The following is a 17,613-nucleotide window of genomic DNA, read 5'->3' on the forward strand; positions in this document are numbered from 1 at the left end:
CTTCAGTGGTCAGGCCGGAAGTGGTGGTTTCGATTGCAGTGAATGCTGCAACTGCCAGGCCAACAACGGCAGCGGTCAGAACAACCCAGTCTACGGTGACTGCGCCAGCTTCGTCTTTGCGGAAGTTCTTGATGAACTTGATCATGGTGTGTCCCTCCAAAGGATCTAAGAATTTGTGCCACCTTGTCGGGGGTGGTGGCAGCTCTCTCCTGTGCCGTCCCGACTTGGTATGGATGCAATATCCGCGTCGAATGGGGCGGGAATTGGGCGCAAGTGGCTCGATTTTGGATCATCTGGAAAATGTTGAATTTTCAGAATTAAGCTTATGTTTTTAAACGTTAAAAAAATTAACCAGCAACTTGGATAAATCTTTGGTTCGCTGGTTGAGGGCGCGAATCCGCGTCGATTTGGGCGGAATCGGCTGTCTAAAACTGGTCCGCAGCTGTGAAATTTGCGAGACTGAAAGAAAATACGCCGAGCAGGATTGATAAATGGTTGATTTTAGGTGGGTAAGGCGCTGCGCGCTGATGTGTTCTGTGGGATTTGCAACCGGTCTGGCGGCGGAGGCCCCCAAGCCCTTTCCTGATTTTTCCGCCAAAAGGGTGAAGCCGCCAGCTCCGGGGCAGAGCAAACGTATTACCGTTCAAATTACGCCTGCAGAACCGGCGCTTGCGGCGCAAGAGGCTGAGGGAGACGCGCCGGTCGCAGCGCCAGCGGCACAGACCATGGCGTGGTTTTGGCAGGACATTTCACCTGATGTGACCGCGAGTGGTCCTGGGCGGTTGGAGCCTGCGCTGCAGCGGCTTTCCAATCCGCCGGAAGGTGGGCGACTGGCGACGCCGCGGTTGGCGACGCTGCAGGCAATTACGGCAAATCACGGCACCGATATTTTGCTCGCCTCGATCGGCACCACTGTTTCACCCGCATTGGTGTTGGCGGTGATCGCGGTGGAGAGCGCGGGGCAGGTGGATGCGGTCAGCAAAGCCGGGGCGCAAGGATTGATGCAGTTGATGCCAGACACCGCTGCGCGCTTTGAGGTGGCGGACGCCTTTGACGGGGCGGACAATATCGGCGGCGGCATTCGGTATCTGGATTTTCTGATGGAGAAATTCTCAGGTGATCCGATTTTGGTGCTGGCGGGCTATAACGCGGGGGAAAACTCCATCGCGACCCACGGCGGGGTGCCGCCCTTTCCGGAGACGCGCGCGTATGTGCCCAAAGTGCTCGCAGCCTTTGAGGTGGCGCGTGCGCTGTGCATCACGCCGCCTGAGCTGATTTCGGATGGGTGTGTTTTTGTGAAACCTTAACGGCGCCACTCTGAGGCGGCGCCGGTGGGTGGGTATTTGGCCTGTGAGAAACAGGCCGTTTGGTGCTTGGTCAGCAGTTTGGCACGTTGACGGCCAGACCTCCCAGAGAGGTCTCTTTGTATTTCTCGTGCATGTCCGCGCCGGTCTGGCGCATGGTTTCGATGACGGAATCCAGCGGCACAAAGTGCTGCCCATCTCCGCGCAGGGCGAGGGAGGCGGCAGATACGGCCTTGATCGCGCCAAGGCCATTGCGCTCGATGCAGGGCACCTGCACCAAGCCTTTGACAGGATCGCAGGTCATGCCCAAGTGGTGCTCAAGCGCGATTTCGGCGGCGTTTTCCACCTGTTCCGGCGTGCCGCCCATCACGGCGCACAGTCCGGCGGCGGCCATGGCGGAGGCGGAGCCGACTTCGGCCTGACAGCCTGCCTCGGCACCGGAAATGGAGGCGTTGAACTTCACCAGCCCGCCGATGGCGGCGGCGGTCAGCAGGAATTCTTCGACCCGGCTGGCGCTTGCACCGGGGACATGATCGAGCCAGTAGCGGATCACAGCAGGCATCACGCCAGCCGCGCCATTGGTAGGGGCGGTGACAACTTGCCCGCCAGCGGCGTTTTCTTCGTTCACCGCCATGGCATAAGCGCTCATCCAGTCGTTGATGGTGTGGGGCGCGTTGAGGTTCATGCCACGTTCGGCCAGCAGCGCGTCATGGATGCCTTTGGCGCGACGGCGCACATTCAGCCCGCCGGGCAGGGTGCCATCGGTGGTCAGGCCGCGCTCAATGCAGTCGTTCATGACCTGCCAGATTCGGGCGCAGCCCTTGGCAAGGCTTTCGGTGCAGCCGCGCGCGATTTCATTGGAGCGCTTCATCTGGGCAATGGATTTGCCGGAGTGTTCGGCCATCTCCAGCATTTCGGCTGCGGATTTGAAGGGATAGGGGATTGGCGCGCCTTCGTCGGTGGCCGCGCCGCTTTCCAGCTCCGCCTCTGTCAGCACAAAGCCGCCGCCAATGGAGTAGTAGGTTTCCTGCAGGATCACGTCGCCCTGCGCATCGGTGGCCATGAGGATCATGCCGTTGGCGTGGCCCGGCAGGTTGGGGCCGAAGTCAAATTTGAGATCTTCGCGCGGCTCAAAGGCGAGCGGGTGCAGACCTTCGGGATTGACCTGGCCGGTGGTGCGGATCTGCTCCAGCGTGGCTTCCGCTTTTTCGTGATCATAGCTGTCTGGCAGAAAGCCTGCGAGGCCCAGAATGGTGGCGCGGTCGGTGGCGTGGCCGACACCGGTGAAGGCGAGAGAGCCATGCAGGCTTGCGCGCAGGCCGTGGGCGTCAAAGGGGGAGGCGCGCAGCACATCAAGAAAGCGCGCGGCCGCAACCATGGGGCCCATGGTGTGGGAGGAGGAGGGGCCAACGCCCACTTTGAACATATCAAAGACAGAGAGAAACATTAGGTGGCAGATCCTTCTGGCGGTGCAGCTAGAGCGGGGTTGGTAAAGGGTGTCGGGCCCAGACCTTCGGCGATCTGGGCGGCATGGGTGCTGGCCCGCGCTTCGGCGCGGGTGCAAATGCGCAGGAGCGTGGGGTAGCGGTTGATGTCAAACCAGCGGTAATCGGGGAGATCGGCGTAGAGTTTGGTCCAGCGCAGCAGGCAGGGCACATAGATGTCCAGTAAAGTGGGCGTCTTTGCGTCTGCGAGATCGGGCGTCTGAGTGAGGCCGTCTTCTAGAATCTGCAGATCCTGCTCCAGGCGTTGGCGGAAAATTCTGCGCAGCTGGGCCTGATGCTCGGGATCGTCGCCGATGAATTTTTCAGGATAGAAGAAATGCCGCAGGTCAATCTGGAAGGTGTTTGAGCACCAGAACATCCACTTGAGAAACGGCGCGCGCAACGGGGAGCCGGGTGGGGGTGCCAGTTTTTCAGTGGTCTCAGACAGCCACATCAGAATGGCAGCGGTTTCAAACAGAACGCCGTCTGGGGTTTCCAGAACCGGAATGGTGCCATTAGGGTTCAACGCCAGATAAGCGGGAGAGAATTGCGCCTTGTTGCGCCGGTCCACGAGCAGGGTCTCATAAGACAGGCCAAGCTCTTCCAGTGCCAGCCGAATGATCAGCGAGGCATTGTCTGGGGCATAGTGCAGGCGAAAGGTCTCTGTCATATCTCTGTTTTATCCGTGCGGGCGGGGAAGGTGCGGCGCAAAAGCGACGTTTCCGATGGGAAACACGCAGCATTGCCAAGGTCAATGTCGGCGACGACACCCGGAGCAGATTTTGGGCGCTGAAATCGCCAAAAGCACCGTATTGCACGGAATTTAGAGCAATCGGCTCTCGCCCCCGGCGGTCATCTTTTCTATAAAGCTGCAAAGTATGCAGGGAGTTGCCGCAATGACCGGAGAATTGTCACCCATCGACAAGGCCAAATTTGTCGCCGCCAAACGCGCCACGGACTATGTCGAGGATGGCATGCGCGTGGGGCTGGGGACCGGATCAACCGCGGCTTGGCTGGTGCGGTGCCTTGGCGAAATGGTGCGCGATCAGGGTCTGCGGATCAAAGGCGTGCCAACCTCCACCCGCACCGCCGAGCTGGCGCGGGAAGTGGGCATCGAGGTGATCAGCCTTGATGAAGCCAAGTGGCTGGATGTGACCATTGACGGCGCGGATGAGTTTGATGCGGATCTCAATCTGATCAAAGGCGGCGGCGGCGCGCTGTTGCAGGAGAAGATTGTGGCCACCGCTTCTGATCAAATGGTTGTGATTGCCGATGTGGGCAAAGAGGTCGAAACGCTGGGCACGTTCCCCTTGCCGCTTGAGGTCGTGCCCTTTGGCTGGCAGACCACACAGGCGTTGATTGAAGAGACCCTTGTGAGCATGGATGTGCTCGGCCGGACAAGCACATTGCGGATGAATGGCGCTGCGCCTTTTGTGACCGATGAGGGCAATCACATCCTTGATTTGCACCTCAACCGGATCGGCGATGCGCGCCAGCTTGCCCTGGCAATCAACCAGATGCCGGGCGTGGTTGAAAACGGACTCTTCATCGATATCTGTGATGCTGTTGTGGTCGGCTATGGCGACGGTCGCGTGGAAGTGCGTGACATCAATGCCGGCACAATCGAAGAAGCGATGCTGGATTTCGCAGAAACAGACAACCTGTTCACGGATCTTGTGGACTAACAAAAAGGCCAATCATGTCATTTGATTACGATCTCTTTGTCATCGGCGGTGGCTCCGGTGGTGTACGGGCTGCGCGTGTGGCGGCAGCCGAAGGTGTGAAGGTCGCCCTGGCCGAAGAGGACCGCTACGGGGGCACCTGTGTGATCCGGGGCTGTGTGCCCAAAAAGCTGATGGTGTTTGCCTCCGAGTATTCCGGAATGGTGGGGGATGCGCAGGCCTATGGCTGGGACATCCAGCCCGGTGATTTCAGCTGGGATGCGTTCAAGGTGAAGCTGCATGCGGAGCTGGACCGTCTGGAAGGCATCTACCGCAACCTGCTGAAAAACAGCGGTGTGGAGAGCTTTGATCAGCGTGCCAAGATGGTGGACGCCCACACCGTAGAGCTGGCCGATGGCACCCGCAAAACTGCGAAACATGTGCTTCTCGCCATGGGCGGCCGTCCGGTGTGGCCGGACCTGCCGGGCGCGGAGCTGGGCATCAGCTCCAACGAGATTTTCCATCTGGAGAAGCTGCCGGAAAGCATCCTGATTGTGGGCGGCGGTTATATCGCCTCTGAATTTGCCGGCATCATGAACGGTCTTGGTGTGAAAACCACGCAGTTCTATCGCGGCCCGCAGATCCTGCGTGGGTTTGATGACGAAGCGCGCACCATGGTCTCTGAGGAGATGGTGCAGCGCGGCATTGACGTGCAGCTCAACACCAATGTGGCTGAGATGCGCAAAGAAGGTGAACAGATCGCTGTCACCGACACCCACGGCAAGACCCATCTGTTTGATCAGGTGATGTTTGCCACAGGACGTGCGCCCAACACCGATAACATGGGGCTGGAAGAGATCGGCGTGAAGCTTGGCCGCAAAGGCGAAGTGGAAGTCGACAGCTACAGCCAGACCGGCGTGCCGTCGGTCTATGCGGTGGGCGATGTCACCGACCGCGTGAACCTGACCCCTGTGGCGATCCGCGAAGGCATGGCTTTTGTGGAAACCGTGTTCAAAGGCAACCCAACCGAGGTGGATCACGAGCTGATCCCGACAGCCATCTTCACCCAGCCTGAAATGGGCACCGTGGGGCTGAGCGAGGAAGAAGCTGCAGCACAGGAGCCGATTGAGGTCTATACTGCGAGCTTCAAGCCGATGCAGCAGGCCTTTGCCGGGCGCGCGGAACGTGTGCTGATGAAGCTGATTGTCAGCAAGGCCAACCGCAAGGTGCTTGGCTGTCACATCGTGGCGCCGGGGGCAGGTGAGATGATCCAGCTTGCCGGCATCGCCGTAAAAATGGGCGCAACCAAGGAGGACTTTGACAGGACGGTGGCTGTGCACCCGACCATGTCAGAGGAACTTGTGACGATGAAGGTGCCCAGCCGCAGCACCTAAGCGGCGGATGGGTTGATTTTTTCGGCGCAGCCCTCAGGTTTAGAGGGTGCGCCAATGACGATACGTAGAGAGGGAAGATCCCGTATGGCAGGTAACAATGGCGGCCCCTGGGGAGGGGGCGGCAATAACCAAGGCGGCGGCGGAAATCGCGGCAACAACAATGGAAACGGCCAACGTCCGCCGCAGGGTGACGGGCCGCAGATCCCGGACATCGATGACCTGATGAAAAAGGGTCAGGATCAGCTGCGCGTTCTGATGGGCGGCCGTGGCGGTGGCGGAGGCCAACGCAATGGCGGTGGTGCCGGAGGCCAAGGCGGCCCCGGTCTGACCAAAGGCACCGTTGCGATTGGTGCGCTGGTTGCAGCCGGTCTCTGGGCGATGGCGAGCTTTTACACCGTAAAGCCCGAAGAAAAGTCCGTTGAGCTGTTTCTTGGTGAGTATTCCGCAACCGGCAATCCGGGTCTGAACTTTGCCCCCTGGCCGCTGGTCACTGCCGAGGTTCTTCCGGTCACCAACGAACAGACCGAAGACATCCCGACCCGTGGCAGCCGCACGGATGGGTTGATGCTGACCGGGGACGAGAACATCGTCGACATTGATTTCCAGGTGGTCTGGAACATCTCTGATCCGGCGCAGTATCTGTTCAACCTGCGTGACCCGCAGGAAACCATCCGCGCCGTGTCTGAATCTGCGATGCGTGAAATCATCGCGCAATCTGAGCTGGCGCCGGTGCTGAACCGTGACCGTGGTATCATCACGGACCGTCTGCAGGAGAGCATCCAGACTACGCTGGACACCTATAACTCCGGTGTGAACATCGTGCGGGTCAACTTTGATGGTGCCGATCCGCCCGAAGAAGTGAAAGACGCCTTCCGCGAAGTGCAATCCGCAAGTCAGGAGCGCGACCGTCTTGAGAAACAGGCAGACGCTTACTCCAACCGTGTGACCGCCGGGGCGCGGGGTGAAGCCGCGCAGATTCTGGAAGAGGCGGAAGCCTACCGTGCGCAGGTTGTGAACCAGGCACAGGGTGAGGCGAGCCGCTTCTCCGCTGTTCTGGAAGAATACGCCAAAGCGCCTGATGTGACCCGCAAGCGTCTTTATCTTGAGACCATGGAAGAGGTTCTGGGTGGCATCGATAAAGTGATCATCGATGAAAACACCGGGGATCAGGGCGTGGTGCCTTACCTGCCGCTGAACGAACTGCGCAAGGGGAACAACTGATATGAAAAAGACAACATATCTTCTGCCTGTTCTGGTGATCATCATTGCCGGCATTCTGTCCTCCCTGTTCATCGTGGATGAACGTCAAAAGGCGCTGGTGCTGCAGTTTGGCCGTGTGGTCTCTGTGAAAGAGGATCCGGGTCTGGCGTTTAAAATTCCTCTGATTCAAGAGGTTGTGCGCTATGATGACCGCATCCTGAGCCGCGAAGTTGGCCCGCTGGAAGTCACCCCGCTGGATGACCGTCGTCTGATCGTGGATGCGTTTGCGCGTTTCCGGATCGCGGATGTCACCCAGTTCCGTCTGGCCGTTGGTGCCGGTGGTGAAGCACTGGCGGAGCAGCGTCTGGACAACATTCTGCGGGCGCAGACCCGTGAGGTGCTTGGTTCCGTGCGGTCCGATCAGGTGCTGTCCACCGAGCGTGAGAGCCTGATGAACCGCATTCGCGACAATGCGATCTCTGAGGCGCGTTCGCTGGGTCTGGAAGTGATCGACGTGCGTCTGAAGCGCACCGACCTGCCGCCAGCCAACCTTGAAGCGACTTTTGCACGGATGCGTGCAGAACGTGAACGGGAAGCAGCGGACGAGATCGCCCGCGGTGAAGAGGCTGCACAGCGTAAGCGCGCGCAGGCGGATCGTACCGTGGTGGAACTCGTGTCTGATGCGCAGCGTCAGTCTGAGATCACACGCGGTGAAGCGGACGCGGAGCGGAACGCGATTTTCGCACAGTCCTTTGGTGAAGATCCGGAATTCTTTGAATTCTACCGCTCGCTCAATGCCTACCGTGCGGCGCTGCAGTCCAACAACTCCACCATGGTGTTGTCGCCTGAGAGTGAATTCTTCAACTACTTCAAGGACGCGCAAGGCCGCTGATGCTGGGCGTTGCGCTTCTGGCCCTCGGGCTTGTGTTGATTGTGGAGGGGCTGGTGTACGCACTGGCCCCTTCGATTGTCGAAGACCTGCTTGCGATGCTGCGCGCGATCCCCGAGGCGCAGCGCCGCTATATGGGGCTTGCGGCGATGGCCCTTGGGCTGTTGCTGGTCTGGCTGGCCAAGGCGCTGGGCGCTTGAGCCGGTAAGCTGAAACGCAAAAGGCCGCGAGAATGTCTCGCGGCCTTTGTGATTTTTGGAGAGATGTCTCAGGGGCGTTCGATGGCGATTGCCGTGCCTTCGCCGCCGCCGATGCAGATCGCCGCGACGCCGCGCTTCAGGCCGCGTTTTTCCATGGCATTCAAGAGCGTCACCATAATGCGCGCACCGCTGGCCCCGATCGGGTGACCAAGCGCGCAGGCCCCGCCGTTTACATTCACGATATCGCGGCTCAGCCCCATTTCCTGCATGAAGGCCATCGGCACCACGGCAAAGGCTTCGTTGACCTCCCAGAGCTCAACGTCTTCTTTCTGCCAGCCGATTTTCTTCAAAAGCTTCTGAGCCGCAGGCACAGGAGCCGTGGTGAACAGGCCGGGCGCCTGAGCATGGCTGGCGTGCCCCACGATTTGGGCGCGCACCTTGAGACCCTGCGCTTCTGCGGCTTTCTCTGAGGCAATCACAAGCGCTGCCGCGCCATCGGAAATCGAAGAGCTGTTGGCGGGCGTGACCGTGCCGTCTTTACGGAAGGCCGGTTTCAGCTGCGGGATTTTGTCGGGGCGCGCGTTGCCGGGTTGCTCATCTTCGCTGATTTCCACGGTGCCTTTGCGCGTGCTCAGGGTGACCGGGGCGATCTCGCCCTCAAAAGCGCCTGACTTTTGCGCTTCCAATGCGTTGGAGAGCGATTGCAGGGCGTATTCATCCTGCGCCTCGCGGGTGAACTGAAAGCTCTCCGCGCAATCTTCGGCAAAGGTGCCCATCAGGCGGCCCTTGTCATAGGCATCCTCAAGACCGTCGAGGAACATGTGATCCACCACCTGCTGGTGGCCAATGCGTGCGCCGCCGCGCATTTTGGGCAGCACATAAGGCGCGTTGGTCATGCTTTCCATGCCGCCCGCGATCATGACGTCGCGATCTCCCAGAGCAACGGTGTCAAACGCCATCATCGCGGCTTTCATGCCCGAGCCGCACATCTTGTTCAGCGTTGTGGCGGGCACCTCTTCGCCCAGCCCGGCCTTAAAGCCCGCCTGACGCGCTGGAGCCTGGCCTTGGCCCGCAGGCAGAACGCAGCCCATGAGCACCTCTTCGGCGGTCTCTGTCCCGGCGTCTTTCAGGGCCGCTTTGATCGCGGTGCCGGCCAGTTCGGCTGCCTCCACACCGTCAAAAGCCCCTTGAAACCCTCCCATTGGCGTGCGCGCGGCGCCTGCAATCACTACTCTCCGCATCCCTTCGCTCCTCCTCCGCGATGTCTTTCACTATGTGCTTGGCTTTGACGGGTAATCTTTGCAAGGATGTTTCAGGATGATGAGTCAGAAAAGGCACGCCGATAAACAATTTGGACCGGCCTCCGCTCATAACTTGGTAACGAATTCCGAATAGTGTTTCCTGAGGACGAATGTTGAAGGAGACGTCTTATGAATCTGTCGAGTAAGGCAGAGGGCGGAGCACTTGTGGTGTCAGTTCACGAAGCGCGCATTGATGCGTCTGTTGCGATTCAGTTCAAGGATCGTATGCGGGAAGAAACCGAGAATGCTGAAGGGCGCGTGGTGCTAAATTTGTCCGAAGTAGACTTCATCGATTCGAGCGGTCTGGGCGCGATTGTCGCGGCCATGAAACAATTGGGCGGTGAAAACCCGCTGGAGCTCGCCGGGCTCAATGAGAATGTTGATAAGGTATTTCGTCTGACCCGCATGGATACGGTGTTCCGGATTCACGCGACGCTGGAAGAAGCCATCACCGAATAAGAAATCTTTGCAAAGTAGGGCACTCACACGCGTGACCAATTCGCAATCAGACATCCACATCGAGCTCGCAGGCACCCCGCAAGAGGTGCGCAATGCGCTCGAGACGCTGCGGCAGAAGCTGACAGCTGAGGAGTTTGCAGCCTGCAATGCGGGCGTGTTGGAATTGGTGCTGGCTGAAGTGCTGAACAATGTGGTCGAACATGCGCTGGCCGGACGCGAAGATGGCCAGATCGTGATCACCTGCAACTATGTCGAACAGTGCTGGAACGTCGAAGTGCGCGACAATGGCGCGGCGATGCCGGATGGGCAACTGCCCGCAGGCGTGATGCCCGAGGTGGACGGCGCCATGGAGGAGCTGCCGGAAGGTGGCTTTGGCTGGGGGCTGGTGCGCACGCTCGCCGAAGACATTGATTACAAACGCCGGGCCTCTGGGCACAACGCTTTGCGCTTCCGCGTGCCTGACTAAGCGCTCAGCTTTCACACACATCCCCATCTTTGCTTAAAATCGCAGGCCACTTTTTGGTGAGGCGGTTGCAAAGCGCGTCACGCTCCCTAACATCCGTTAACAAGTGAGGGAGAGTTCATGCGAGATTTTCATTTTCCGGGCCGTTCCGCCGTAATGGCGACCAACGGCATGTGTGCCACGTCCACGCCTCTGGCGGCAGAGGTGGCGGTCGATATCCTGCGCAAAGGCGGCAACGCGATGGATGCGGCCATCGCAGGATCTGTGCTGCTTGGGATTTGTGAGCCTGCGTCAACGGGGATTGGAGGCGATTGTTTTGCGCTGGTCTCACCGGCGGGCAGCAATGATGTTTTGGCCTTTAACGGATCTGGCCGCGCGCCTGCCGGAGCCAATGCCGCAGATCTGCGCGCGCGCGGGCTTGAGGCGGTGCCAATCTTTGGGGTGGAGGCTGTAACCATTCCCGGTGCGATTGACGGGTTTTGCACCTTGTCTGAGCGCTACGGCAATCTTGGGATTGCGGACAGTCTGGCACCGGTGATCCACTACGCCGAAGAGGGTATTCCGGTGGGGCCGCGCTCGGCCTTTGACTGGCAGCAAACCCAAGGCAATCTGCAAGGGCACGGGCGGCGGCATTATCTGAAAGACGGCAAGCCGCTGGTGAAAGGCGATATCTTCCGTGCGCCAGGGCAGGCGGAGGTGTTGCGTCGCGTGGCCGCGCAGGGGCGGGACGCATTTTACACCGGGGAGATCGCCGAGGATATGGTGGCCACCCTGCAGGCGATCGGCGGCACCCACACGCTTGAGGATTTTGCGGCCACTGCCGGGAATGACACAACCCCGATTGGTGGCACCTACAAGGGCGCTGAGCTGCTGGAGCATCCGCCAAACGGGCAGGGCGCAACGGCGATCCTGATGCTCAATATCCTCAATCATTTTGACATTGCGTCGATGGATCCTTTTGGGGTGGAGCGCACGCATATTGAGGCAGAAGCCGCCAAGCTGGCTTATGATGCGCGCGACCGCCTGATTGCTGACCCGGACACCACCGCCCGCACCGAGCATATGCTGTCGCTGAAGACTGCGGAAAAGCTGGCCGCGTTGATTGATCCTAAGCGGGCGATGGCCGCTGCTGCGCCGCTGACGGAGGCGGTGCATAAGGACACAGTGTATCTGACGGTTGTGGACAAAGATGGCATGGCGGTGTCGATGATCTATTCGATTTTCCATGCCTTTGGATCGGGCATTGCCTCTGACAAATTCGGGATCCTGATGCAGAACCGGGGCGGGGGCTTTACCCTGAAAGAAGGTCATCCGAATGAGATGCTCGGTGGCAAACGTCCGATGCATACGATCATTCCGGGGATGGTGCGGCGGGACGGCCGTGTGGAAATGCCCTTTGGTGTGATGGGGGGGCATTATCAGCCCAACGGGCATGCGCGCGTGCTGTCCAACATCGAAGACTTCGGCATGGATCCGCAGGCCGCGCTGGATGCGCCACGGTCCTTCATTGAAGATGGAGAGCTGAAACTGGAGCGCGGCTACAGTGATGCGGTGAAGCAGGGGCTCGCGGATCTGGGGCACAATGTGGTGGTGCCTGCGATGCCGATTGGCGGCGCGCAGGCCATTCGCATTCATGCCTCAGGCGTTCTGGAAGGGGCGTCTGATCCGCGTAAAGACGGGGCAGCAATCGGGTATTAATCATGGCCATCACACCAATCAAAACACTTGTGGAGAACGCCAAGGCGGACATTCGGACGCTGTCGCAGGAAGAGGCCGCCGAGATGGTGGCCGCAGGCGAGGCGCTGTTTGTCGACATCAGGGATCCGCGTGAACTGGCGCGCGATGGGCGCATTGAAGGCGCCTTTCATGCGCCGCGCGGCATGCTGGAATTCTGGATTGCGCCAGACAGCCCTTACCACAAAGAGGAGCTGGCAACCGACAAGACGCTGATCCTCTATTGCGCCAGTGCCTGGCGCTCAGCGCTTTCAGTGAAGGCGCTGCAGGACATGGGTGTCGAGAATATCGCAGAAATGGAAGGCGGCTTTGGCGCATGGAAGAAACGCGGCGCGCCGATTGTCACCGAGTAAATAAAAACGCCGGGTCAGGTGGCCCGGCGTCGCTTCATGTGCGTTTGGCAAATGTCAGTTCAGTGCGAAATGCAGCGGGTAGGAGCCGTCTTCAAACGGGCCGAACATCTCATCCAGATCCGGATGGGTCACAGGCTCGCCGGAATAGTCCGCAATCAGGTTCTGCTCTGACACATAGGCCACATAGTAGCTTTGTTCGTTTTCAGCCAGCAGATGATAGAAAGGTTGCTCTTTCGCAGGGCGGCTGTCCTCGGGAATGGCTTCGTACCACTCTTCGGTGTTGGCAAATTCTGGATCAACATCAAACACCACACCCCGGAAAGGATGCTTGCGGTGACGGACCACTTGGCCAAGGTAATATTTCGCGCGTGTTTTTAACATGTGTTGCAGGCCCTACTCCTCAAAGTTAGACCCTGCAAGGGGGCTTTGTCCAACTTTAGCCGAATTTTAGCGGGAAACAGTCTGTGAACCTAATCTTAACAGTGTTGGAAATTGTCGCGCCGGTGTTCCTGGTTGCGGGGGTTGGATTTGCCTGGGTCAAGGCCGGTTTTGAATATAGAATTCAATTTGTTACGCGCCTTGGCGTGAATTTGGCGGTGCCCTGTCTGATCTTTACGGCGCTGATGAAAACGGAGGCGGATCTTGGCGATTTGGCGCGCCTTACGGCGGCTGGATTTGCGGGATATTTTACGACCGGCACGCTGGGCTGGCTGCTCCTGAAGCTCGTCGGATTGGACCTGCGGACCTATCTTGCACCGTTCATTTTTGGCAATACCGGCAACCTTGGCGTGCCGCTTGCGCTTTTTGCCTTTGGTCAGGCCGGGCTTGAAGCCTCAGTCGTGCTTTTGGCGGTCACGGCGCTCTTGTCCTTCACCTGGGGCATCTGGATCGTGGCGGGCGAGGGGGCATTGGGCAAAATGGTGCAGGAACCGATGATCTGGGCCACTTTGCTGGGCGCGCTGTTTCTCTACATGGGCTGGGAGACGCCCGATTTTATGACCAACACGCTTGATTTGATCGGGCAGATGGCCATCCCGCTTATGTTGCTGACACTTGGGGTTGCCGTGGCGCGGCTGACACCCGGTCGGGTCATGATTGCGGTCTGCCTGTCGGTTGTGAAGTTTCTGGCCTGTGCCGCGATCGGTTGGGGAATCGCCTCGCTGTTTGGGCTCTCGGGCCTTTTGCTGGGCGTTTTGGTGTTGCAGTTGGCGATGCCTGTGGGGGTCAGCAGCTATCTTCTGGCGGAGAAATATGAGGCGGATGCGGATGCGGTTGCGGGCTTTGTGGTGGTTTCCACTGTGGCGTCGGTGATTGGGTTACCGCTCCTGTTAACCTTGTTGTTATAACGTCCAATTGTGATTTACCGCCGCACTGGAAATCCGGTAGACTGACAAAAAAGACAATATGAAATAGCGAGAGGCAGATGAGCAGACTTCTCTTCGCGCTGGTGCTTTTGGGCTTTGTGGCTGCGTGTAGCAGCACCGATACCCGCGCGCCCAGCAATTTGGAAAACGCTTGTGCGATTCTGAAAGAACGGCCGCACTTCAAGCGCGCGTTCACTACCACTCAACGCAAGTGGGGTGTTCCGGTGCATGTGCAGATGGCTGTGCTGTATCAGGAGAGCAAATTCATCGGCAATGCGCGGACACCGCACAAATATGCGCTGGGTGTGCTGCCGATGGGCCGTCAGAGCAGCGCCTATGGCTATGCGCAGGCGCTGGACGGCACCTGGGATGAATATAAGCGCGAGACCCGCAGCCGGGGTGCGCGGCGCGATGACATTCGCGACGCCACTGATTTTATGGGCTGGTACATGAATGAATCGCGCGACCGCAACGGCGTGTCCCTGCATGACGCGCGTGCGCAGTACCTGAACTACCACGAAGGTCATACCGGCTACGCGCGCGGCAACTATCGCAATAAGCCTTGGCTGACGCGGATTGCCGATGATGTGGCCAGCCGCTCGGCACGCTACCAGCAGCAGCTGAAGAGCTGTTCGCGGATCTGGTAAGCGAAACGCCAAACTTTCAAGCAAGACACACGTTTCACAGCGCCTTTCGGGGCGCTGTTTTGCTTGGTTGGCTGAGTTTGATTTTGAAGCGTTGACAATTCCGACTAAAATAGTCAGAAAGAGGTCAGCCACCCGATGGGAAGCCGAACACCGCAATTGATGGAGCGTCCCATGACCATGCAAACTCAGACCACCGACTACACAAATGCGATGCCAGTGCACGATGCACGTATCCTGACCGGGGAAAACGGCCTGGCGCACATTCGCCTGAATGACCAGCTCTATACGCTGCGCATCACCCGCGCAGGAAAATTGATTCTGACCAAATGAGCGGCGCGATGACACGCGGAGCGCAGCGCGTCGGGTTGCTCGAAGATCTCAACGATGTAGAGCGATTGGCCGTGCGGTGGTTGCGCCATTGGGAGCGTGATCCCGAGGGGCAGGCCGCTTTGCAGAACAGTTTGGGTATGGCTCTGGGGCCGGAGCGCGCCCGTAATGTGAGCGGTGTGTTTGCTGATTTGATGCAGGTTGGTCACCAGTTTGGCCGCCGTCCTCTGTGCCGTCACGGGCTCTATTGCAACTGTCTGGGGGCCGATGAGGCGGTGTTTGCGCATCTGATTGAGGCGGCGTCAAACGGGGAAAACGAGGATGCCGCGCTGCTGGCGTCGTTGATCGTGCGCCCGGATATGGCCCTTTGTTTTTCGGGACTTGCCGCAGAATTTGGCATTGCGCTGGCGGCGTTCACGCGGGCCGTGCCCAAGCCAAAGCGACGCCCTGTGCCCAAACGGCCTTCGCTAAAGGCAGAGACGCAAACCGCTGCCTCTCACACTTTGCACTGATGTCGAAGGGCTCAGCCCTTCGCCCTTCCTAAAATATCACGCCGGTTCACGGGCAATTGTGCCAACGCGGCGGTCAGGTGGTTGAAACCTGCCCCCGAAGAGCACATGCTTTGTACAGACGACAGGCTTGGCCTGTCTGGTTATGAAACACCAAAGGAGAACCGACCGTGTTTTCTGACACACTCACGGACACACGTCCTACTCACGCCTTTTGGCGTATGACTTGGTTGATGCTTCTGGCTGCTGCGCTTTATGTGGCGCAATCTCTCACCGCGCTGGCCCAGAACGACCGTCCCGTCAGCTTTGCAGAGCTTGCCGAACAGATCAGCCCTTCTGTGGTGAACATCACCACCTCCACTGTGGTGGCTGGGCGCACAGGCCCGCAGGGCATCGTGCCTGAGGGCTCCCCGTTTGAAGATTTCTTCCGCGAATTTCAGGATCGCCAGCAGGGGCAGGGCGACCGCCCGCGCCGCAGCTCTGCGTTGGGCTCGGGGTTTGTGATCTCTGAAGACGGCTTTGTGGTGACAAACAACCACGTGATCGAAGGCGCAGATGAAATCCTCGTTGAGTTCTACTCCGGCGAGGAGCTGCCCGCCAAGGTGATCGGCACCGACCGCAACACCGACATTGCGCTGCTGAAAGTGGACTCTGACGAGCCGCTGGAATTTGTGGAATTCGGCAACAGTGACGCGGCCCGCATTGGCGATTGGGTTATGGCCATGGGCAACCCGCTGGGGCAGGGCTTCTCTGTGTCGGCTGGCATTGTGTCGCAGCGCGGCCGCGCATTGTCCGGCGCTTATGACGATTACATTCAGACCGACGCGGCGATCAACCGCGGCAACTCCGGTGGCCCGCTGTTCAACATGGATGGCGAAGTGATCGGCGTGAACACCGCGATTTTGTCCCCCAATGGTGGCTCGATCGGCATCGGCTTTTCCATGGCGTCCAATGTTGTGACCCGTGTGGTGGATCAGCTGCAGGAATTTGGCGAAACCCGCCGCGGCTGGCTTGGCGTGCGCATTCAGGATGTGACCGAAGACATGGTTGAAGCGGTTGAAGGCCTGAAAAACGCAGCCGGTGCGATGGTCACCGATGTGCCGGAAGGTCCGGCGTTGGAAGCTGGCATGCAGTCTGGCGACGTGATCCTGAGCTTTGATGGCGATGAGGTGGCCGATGTGCGCGGTCTGGTGCGCAGCGTTGGCAACACCAATGTTGGCAAAACCGTAGACGTTGTGGTGCTGCGTGACGGCTCTGAGGTGACGCTTGCGGTCACTCTGGGGCGTCGTGAAGAAGCCGAAGGCGCGGTGCCAGCGAGCCAGCCGGCCCCGTCTGAGGAGCCGAAGGAAAAAGAAATCCTTGGCCTCACCGTGACCACGCTGACCGATGAGATGCGCACCGAGATGGAGCTGTCTGACAGCACCGAGGGCTTGGTTGTGACCAATGTGGATGAGACCTCCAAGGCCTTTGAAAAAGGGCTGCGGTCTGGCGATGTGCTGACCGAGGCTGGCCAGCAGAAGCTGCGCTCCATCGATGATCTGGAAGATCGCATCCAAGAGGCAAAAGACGCCGGGCGCAAATCTCTGCTGCTGTTGGTGCGTCGCGCCGGTGAGCCACGTTTCGTTGCGCTCAACATTCAGGACTAACGCAACTCACAAAGATCTTAAGGGCGCCCGCTGCGGCGCCCTTTTTTGTTGCTAGGACGCTTCAAGCGTCTCGCGCGGTACCGCGATCAGGCCAAGCCGCCGTGCGCTCTCAATAGAGAGGATGGCGCTGTCCAGCCCTCCGGCCTTTTGGTAGCGCTGGATCGCGGCGCGGGTGCGCCCGTCAGGGGTTCCGCTGATGCCGCCAAAATAGAGCCCGCGCACCTTGAGTGCCCGCTGAACCGAGGCGGTGAACTCTTCGGTCCAGACCTCAGGGCAGGGCGTTTCAAACCAAAGCTCGCGCCGTTCGCGCACGATACGCTGCTGGGTTTCGGTGCGGAAAATGCCGGGGGCCAAGACGGTGCCATCGGCAAGCACCTCGGGCGGTTGCACCATGATTTGATTGCTGACCGTTTCCACGACCGCTGGCGTGACATCACGCCCCCAGCAACTGCCGGCCCGTGCACTGGGCGGTGTGCCGCTTTCTCCGGCGCGAATGATCTCCGGCGCGCTGCGCGCTGCGAGGTAAGGGGAGTCCACAGCACTCGGATCGCAGCCGCCGTGAAACATCAGCGCGCTGAGGGCTGTCGCCAGGGCGACAGGTCTGAGAGTTGTGAAAACGGGCATGCTCGGGCCTCTTTGTTTGACCCCTTTGTAACCTGTTTTGCGGCTTAGCGAAAC

Annotated in this window: 20 protein-coding genes; 15 read left to right on the top strand and 5 right to left on the bottom strand. The window is 59.4% G+C overall.

The features are described 5' to 3' along the window. Positions 1–527 precede the first annotated feature (527 nt). Positions 528–1,307 carry a lytic transglycosylase domain-containing protein gene (locus J7412_RS19100; protein WP_209080802.1) on the top strand — a complete coding sequence of 260 codons (780 nt, stop codon included), beginning with the start codon at positions 528–530 and terminating at the stop codon, positions 1,305–1,307. A gap of 70 nt (positions 1,308–1,377) precedes the next feature. Here the strand turns inward: J7412_RS19100 and J7412_RS19105 are convergent, their stop codons facing one another. Next, entirely contained in the window at positions 1,378–2,751 is a 1,374-nt protein-coding gene (locus J7412_RS19105) for an L-serine ammonia-lyase (RefSeq protein ID WP_209080528.1), read from the bottom strand. Beyond that, entirely contained in the window at positions 2,751–3,458 is a 708-nt protein-coding gene (locus tag J7412_RS19110; RefSeq protein WP_209080530.1) for a glutathione S-transferase family protein, read from the bottom strand. The genes J7412_RS19105 and J7412_RS19110 overlap by 1 nt, the downstream gene beginning before the upstream one ends. Positions 3,459–3,684: 226 nt before the next feature. Between J7412_RS19110 and rpiA the strand changes: the two genes are divergently transcribed. From rpiA to J7412_RS19135, 5 genes are all read left to right on the top strand, one after another. After that, positions 3,685–4,473, top strand: coding sequence for a ribose-5-phosphate isomerase RpiA (gene rpiA / locus J7412_RS19115; protein ID WP_209065804.1), 789 nt, complete (start codon positions 3,685–3,687; stop codon positions 4,471–4,473). 14 nt (positions 4,474–4,487) lie between these two features. Next, positions 4,488–5,843 carry a glutathione-disulfide reductase gene (gene gor, locus J7412_RS19120; RefSeq protein WP_209080532.1) on the top strand — a complete coding sequence of 452 codons (1,356 nt, stop codon included), beginning with the start codon at positions 4,488–4,490 and terminating at the stop codon, positions 5,841–5,843. A gap of 84 nt (positions 5,844–5,927) precedes the next feature. Further along, positions 5,928–7,064, top strand: a complete 1,137-nt coding sequence (hflK, locus tag J7412_RS19125) for an FtsH protease activity modulator HflK (protein WP_209065806.1) — start codon at positions 5,928–5,930, stop codon at positions 7,062–7,064. Position 7,065: 1 nt separating this feature from the next. After that, on the top strand, positions 7,066–7,935 hold the full coding sequence (locus J7412_RS19130; protein ID WP_209080534.1) for a protease modulator HflC: 870 nt from the start codon (positions 7,066–7,068) through the stop codon (positions 7,933–7,935). Continuing rightward, positions 7,935–8,132, top strand: coding sequence for a DUF2065 family protein (locus tag J7412_RS19135; protein ID WP_209080536.1), 198 nt, complete (start codon positions 7,935–7,937; stop codon positions 8,130–8,132). Before J7412_RS19130 ends, J7412_RS19135 begins: the two co-directional genes overlap by 1 nt. A gap of 68 nt (positions 8,133–8,200) precedes the next feature. Here J7412_RS19135 and J7412_RS19140 read toward each other — a convergent pair whose 3' ends face one another. Further along, positions 8,201–9,373: an acetyl-CoA C-acyltransferase gene (locus J7412_RS19140; protein WP_209080539.1), complete on the bottom strand. Its 1,173-nt coding sequence runs from the start codon at positions 9,371–9,373 to the stop codon at positions 8,201–8,203. Between the two features lie 189 nt (positions 9,374–9,562). Between J7412_RS19140 and J7412_RS19145 the strand changes: the two genes are divergently transcribed. From J7412_RS19145 to J7412_RS19160, 4 genes are all read left to right on the top strand, one after another. Continuing rightward, on the top strand, positions 9,563–9,892 hold the full coding sequence (locus tag J7412_RS19145) for an STAS domain-containing protein (protein WP_209065810.1): 330 nt from the start codon (positions 9,563–9,565) through the stop codon (positions 9,890–9,892). A gap of 31 nt (positions 9,893–9,923) precedes the next feature. Next, a complete protein-coding gene (locus tag J7412_RS19150) occupies positions 9,924–10,358 on the top strand; it encodes an ATP-binding protein (RefSeq protein ID WP_209080541.1) in 435 nt (144 codons plus the stop codon). Positions 10,359–10,475: 117 nt separating this feature from the next. Continuing rightward, a complete protein-coding gene (locus J7412_RS19155; RefSeq protein WP_209080544.1) occupies positions 10,476–12,053 on the top strand; it encodes a gamma-glutamyltransferase family protein in 1,578 nt (525 codons plus the stop codon). A gap of 2 nt (positions 12,054–12,055) precedes the next feature. Then, positions 12,056–12,442, top strand: a complete 387-nt coding sequence (locus J7412_RS19160) for a rhodanese-like domain-containing protein (protein ID WP_209080546.1) — start codon at positions 12,056–12,058, stop codon at positions 12,440–12,442. 54 nt (positions 12,443–12,496) lie between these two features. Here J7412_RS19160 and hspQ read toward each other — a convergent pair whose 3' ends face one another. After that, positions 12,497–12,823 carry a heat shock protein HspQ gene (hspQ, locus tag J7412_RS19165; protein WP_209065814.1) on the bottom strand — a complete coding sequence of 109 codons (327 nt, stop codon included), beginning with the start codon at positions 12,821–12,823 and terminating at the stop codon, positions 12,497–12,499. A gap of 83 nt (positions 12,824–12,906) precedes the next feature. On the opposite strand from hspQ, the gene J7412_RS19170 reads away from it, so the two are divergent. From J7412_RS19170 to J7412_RS19190, 5 genes are all read left to right on the top strand, one after another. Continuing rightward, positions 12,907–13,788, top strand: coding sequence for an AEC family transporter (locus J7412_RS19170; RefSeq protein WP_209080548.1), 882 nt, complete (start codon positions 12,907–12,909; stop codon positions 13,786–13,788). Positions 13,789–13,865: 77 nt separating this feature from the next. Then, positions 13,866–14,453, top strand: coding sequence for a lytic transglycosylase (locus J7412_RS19175; protein ID WP_209065816.1), 588 nt, complete (start codon positions 13,866–13,868; stop codon positions 14,451–14,453). Between the two features lie 210 nt (positions 14,454–14,663). Beyond that, entirely contained in the window at positions 14,664–14,783 is a 120-nt protein-coding gene (hemP, locus tag J7412_RS19180) for a hemin uptake protein HemP (RefSeq protein WP_247738944.1), read from the top strand. An 8-nt stretch (positions 14,784–14,791) separates the two neighbouring features. Next, entirely contained in the window at positions 14,792–15,292 is a 501-nt protein-coding gene (locus J7412_RS19185; RefSeq protein ID WP_209080550.1) for a hypothetical protein, read from the top strand. A 218-nt stretch (positions 15,293–15,510) separates the two neighbouring features. Continuing rightward, positions 15,511–16,935, top strand: a complete 1,425-nt coding sequence (locus J7412_RS19190) for a Do family serine endopeptidase (RefSeq protein ID WP_209080804.1) — start codon at positions 15,511–15,513, stop codon at positions 16,933–16,935. A 51-nt stretch (positions 16,936–16,986) separates the two neighbouring features. On the opposite strand, the gene J7412_RS19195 is transcribed toward J7412_RS19190, so the two are convergent. Next, positions 16,987–17,559, bottom strand: a complete 573-nt coding sequence (locus tag J7412_RS19195) for a peptidoglycan-binding domain-containing protein (RefSeq protein WP_247738935.1) — start codon at positions 17,557–17,559, stop codon at positions 16,987–16,989. Positions 17,560–17,613: the final 54 nt, after the last annotated feature.

The organism is Shimia sp. R9_3, from assembly GCF_017743755.1.
Taxonomy (GTDB): Bacteria; Pseudomonadota; Alphaproteobacteria; order Rhodobacterales; family Rhodobacteraceae; genus Shimia.

Excerpts from the sequence above, each read along its gene's own strand:
- J7412_RS19100 (WP_209080802.1), top strand. The coding sequence starts at position 528 with ATGTGTTCTGTGGGATTTGCAACCGGTCTGGCGGCGGAGGCCCCCAAG.
- J7412_RS19105 (WP_209080528.1), bottom strand. The coding sequence starts at position 2,751 with ATGTTTCTCTCTGTCTTTGATATGTTCAAAGTGGGCGTTGGCCCCTCC.
- J7412_RS19110 (WP_209080530.1), bottom strand. The coding sequence starts at position 3,458 with ATGACAGAGACCTTTCGCCTGCACTATGCCCCAGACAATGCCTCGCTG.
- rpiA (WP_209065804.1), top strand. The coding sequence starts at position 3,685 with ATGACCGGAGAATTGTCACCCATCGACAAGGCCAAATTTGTCGCCGCC.
- gor (WP_209080532.1), top strand. The coding sequence starts at position 4,488 with ATGTCATTTGATTACGATCTCTTTGTCATCGGCGGTGGCTCCGGTGGT.
- hflK (WP_209065806.1), top strand. The coding sequence starts at position 5,928 with ATGGCAGGTAACAATGGCGGCCCCTGGGGAGGGGGCGGCAATAACCAA.
- J7412_RS19130 (WP_209080534.1), top strand. The coding sequence starts at position 7,066 with ATGAAAAAGACAACATATCTTCTGCCTGTTCTGGTGATCATCATTGCC.
- J7412_RS19135 (WP_209080536.1), top strand. The coding sequence starts at position 7,935 with ATGCTGGGCGTTGCGCTTCTGGCCCTCGGGCTTGTGTTGATTGTGGAG.
- J7412_RS19140 (WP_209080539.1), bottom strand. The coding sequence starts at position 9,373 with ATGCGGAGAGTAGTGATTGCAGGCGCCGCGCGCACGCCAATGGGAGGG.
- J7412_RS19145 (WP_209065810.1), top strand. The coding sequence starts at position 9,563 with ATGAATCTGTCGAGTAAGGCAGAGGGCGGAGCACTTGTGGTGTCAGTT.
- J7412_RS19155 (WP_209080544.1), top strand. The coding sequence starts at position 10,476 with ATGCGAGATTTTCATTTTCCGGGCCGTTCCGCCGTAATGGCGACCAAC.
- J7412_RS19160 (WP_209080546.1), top strand. The coding sequence starts at position 12,056 with ATGGCCATCACACCAATCAAAACACTTGTGGAGAACGCCAAGGCGGAC.
- hspQ (WP_209065814.1), bottom strand. The coding sequence starts at position 12,823 with ATGTTAAAAACACGCGCGAAATATTACCTTGGCCAAGTGGTCCGTCAC.
- J7412_RS19175 (WP_209065816.1), top strand. The coding sequence starts at position 13,866 with ATGAGCAGACTTCTCTTCGCGCTGGTGCTTTTGGGCTTTGTGGCTGCG.
- hemP (WP_247738944.1), top strand. The coding sequence starts at position 14,664 with ATGCCAGTGCACGATGCACGTATCCTGACCGGGGAAAACGGCCTGGCG.
- J7412_RS19185 (WP_209080550.1), top strand. The coding sequence starts at position 14,792 with ATGACACGCGGAGCGCAGCGCGTCGGGTTGCTCGAAGATCTCAACGAT.
- J7412_RS19190 (WP_209080804.1), top strand. The coding sequence starts at position 15,511 with ATGACTTGGTTGATGCTTCTGGCTGCTGCGCTTTATGTGGCGCAATCT.
- J7412_RS19195 (WP_247738935.1), bottom strand. The coding sequence starts at position 17,559 with ATGCCCGTTTTCACAACTCTCAGACCTGTCGCCCTGGCGACAGCCCTC.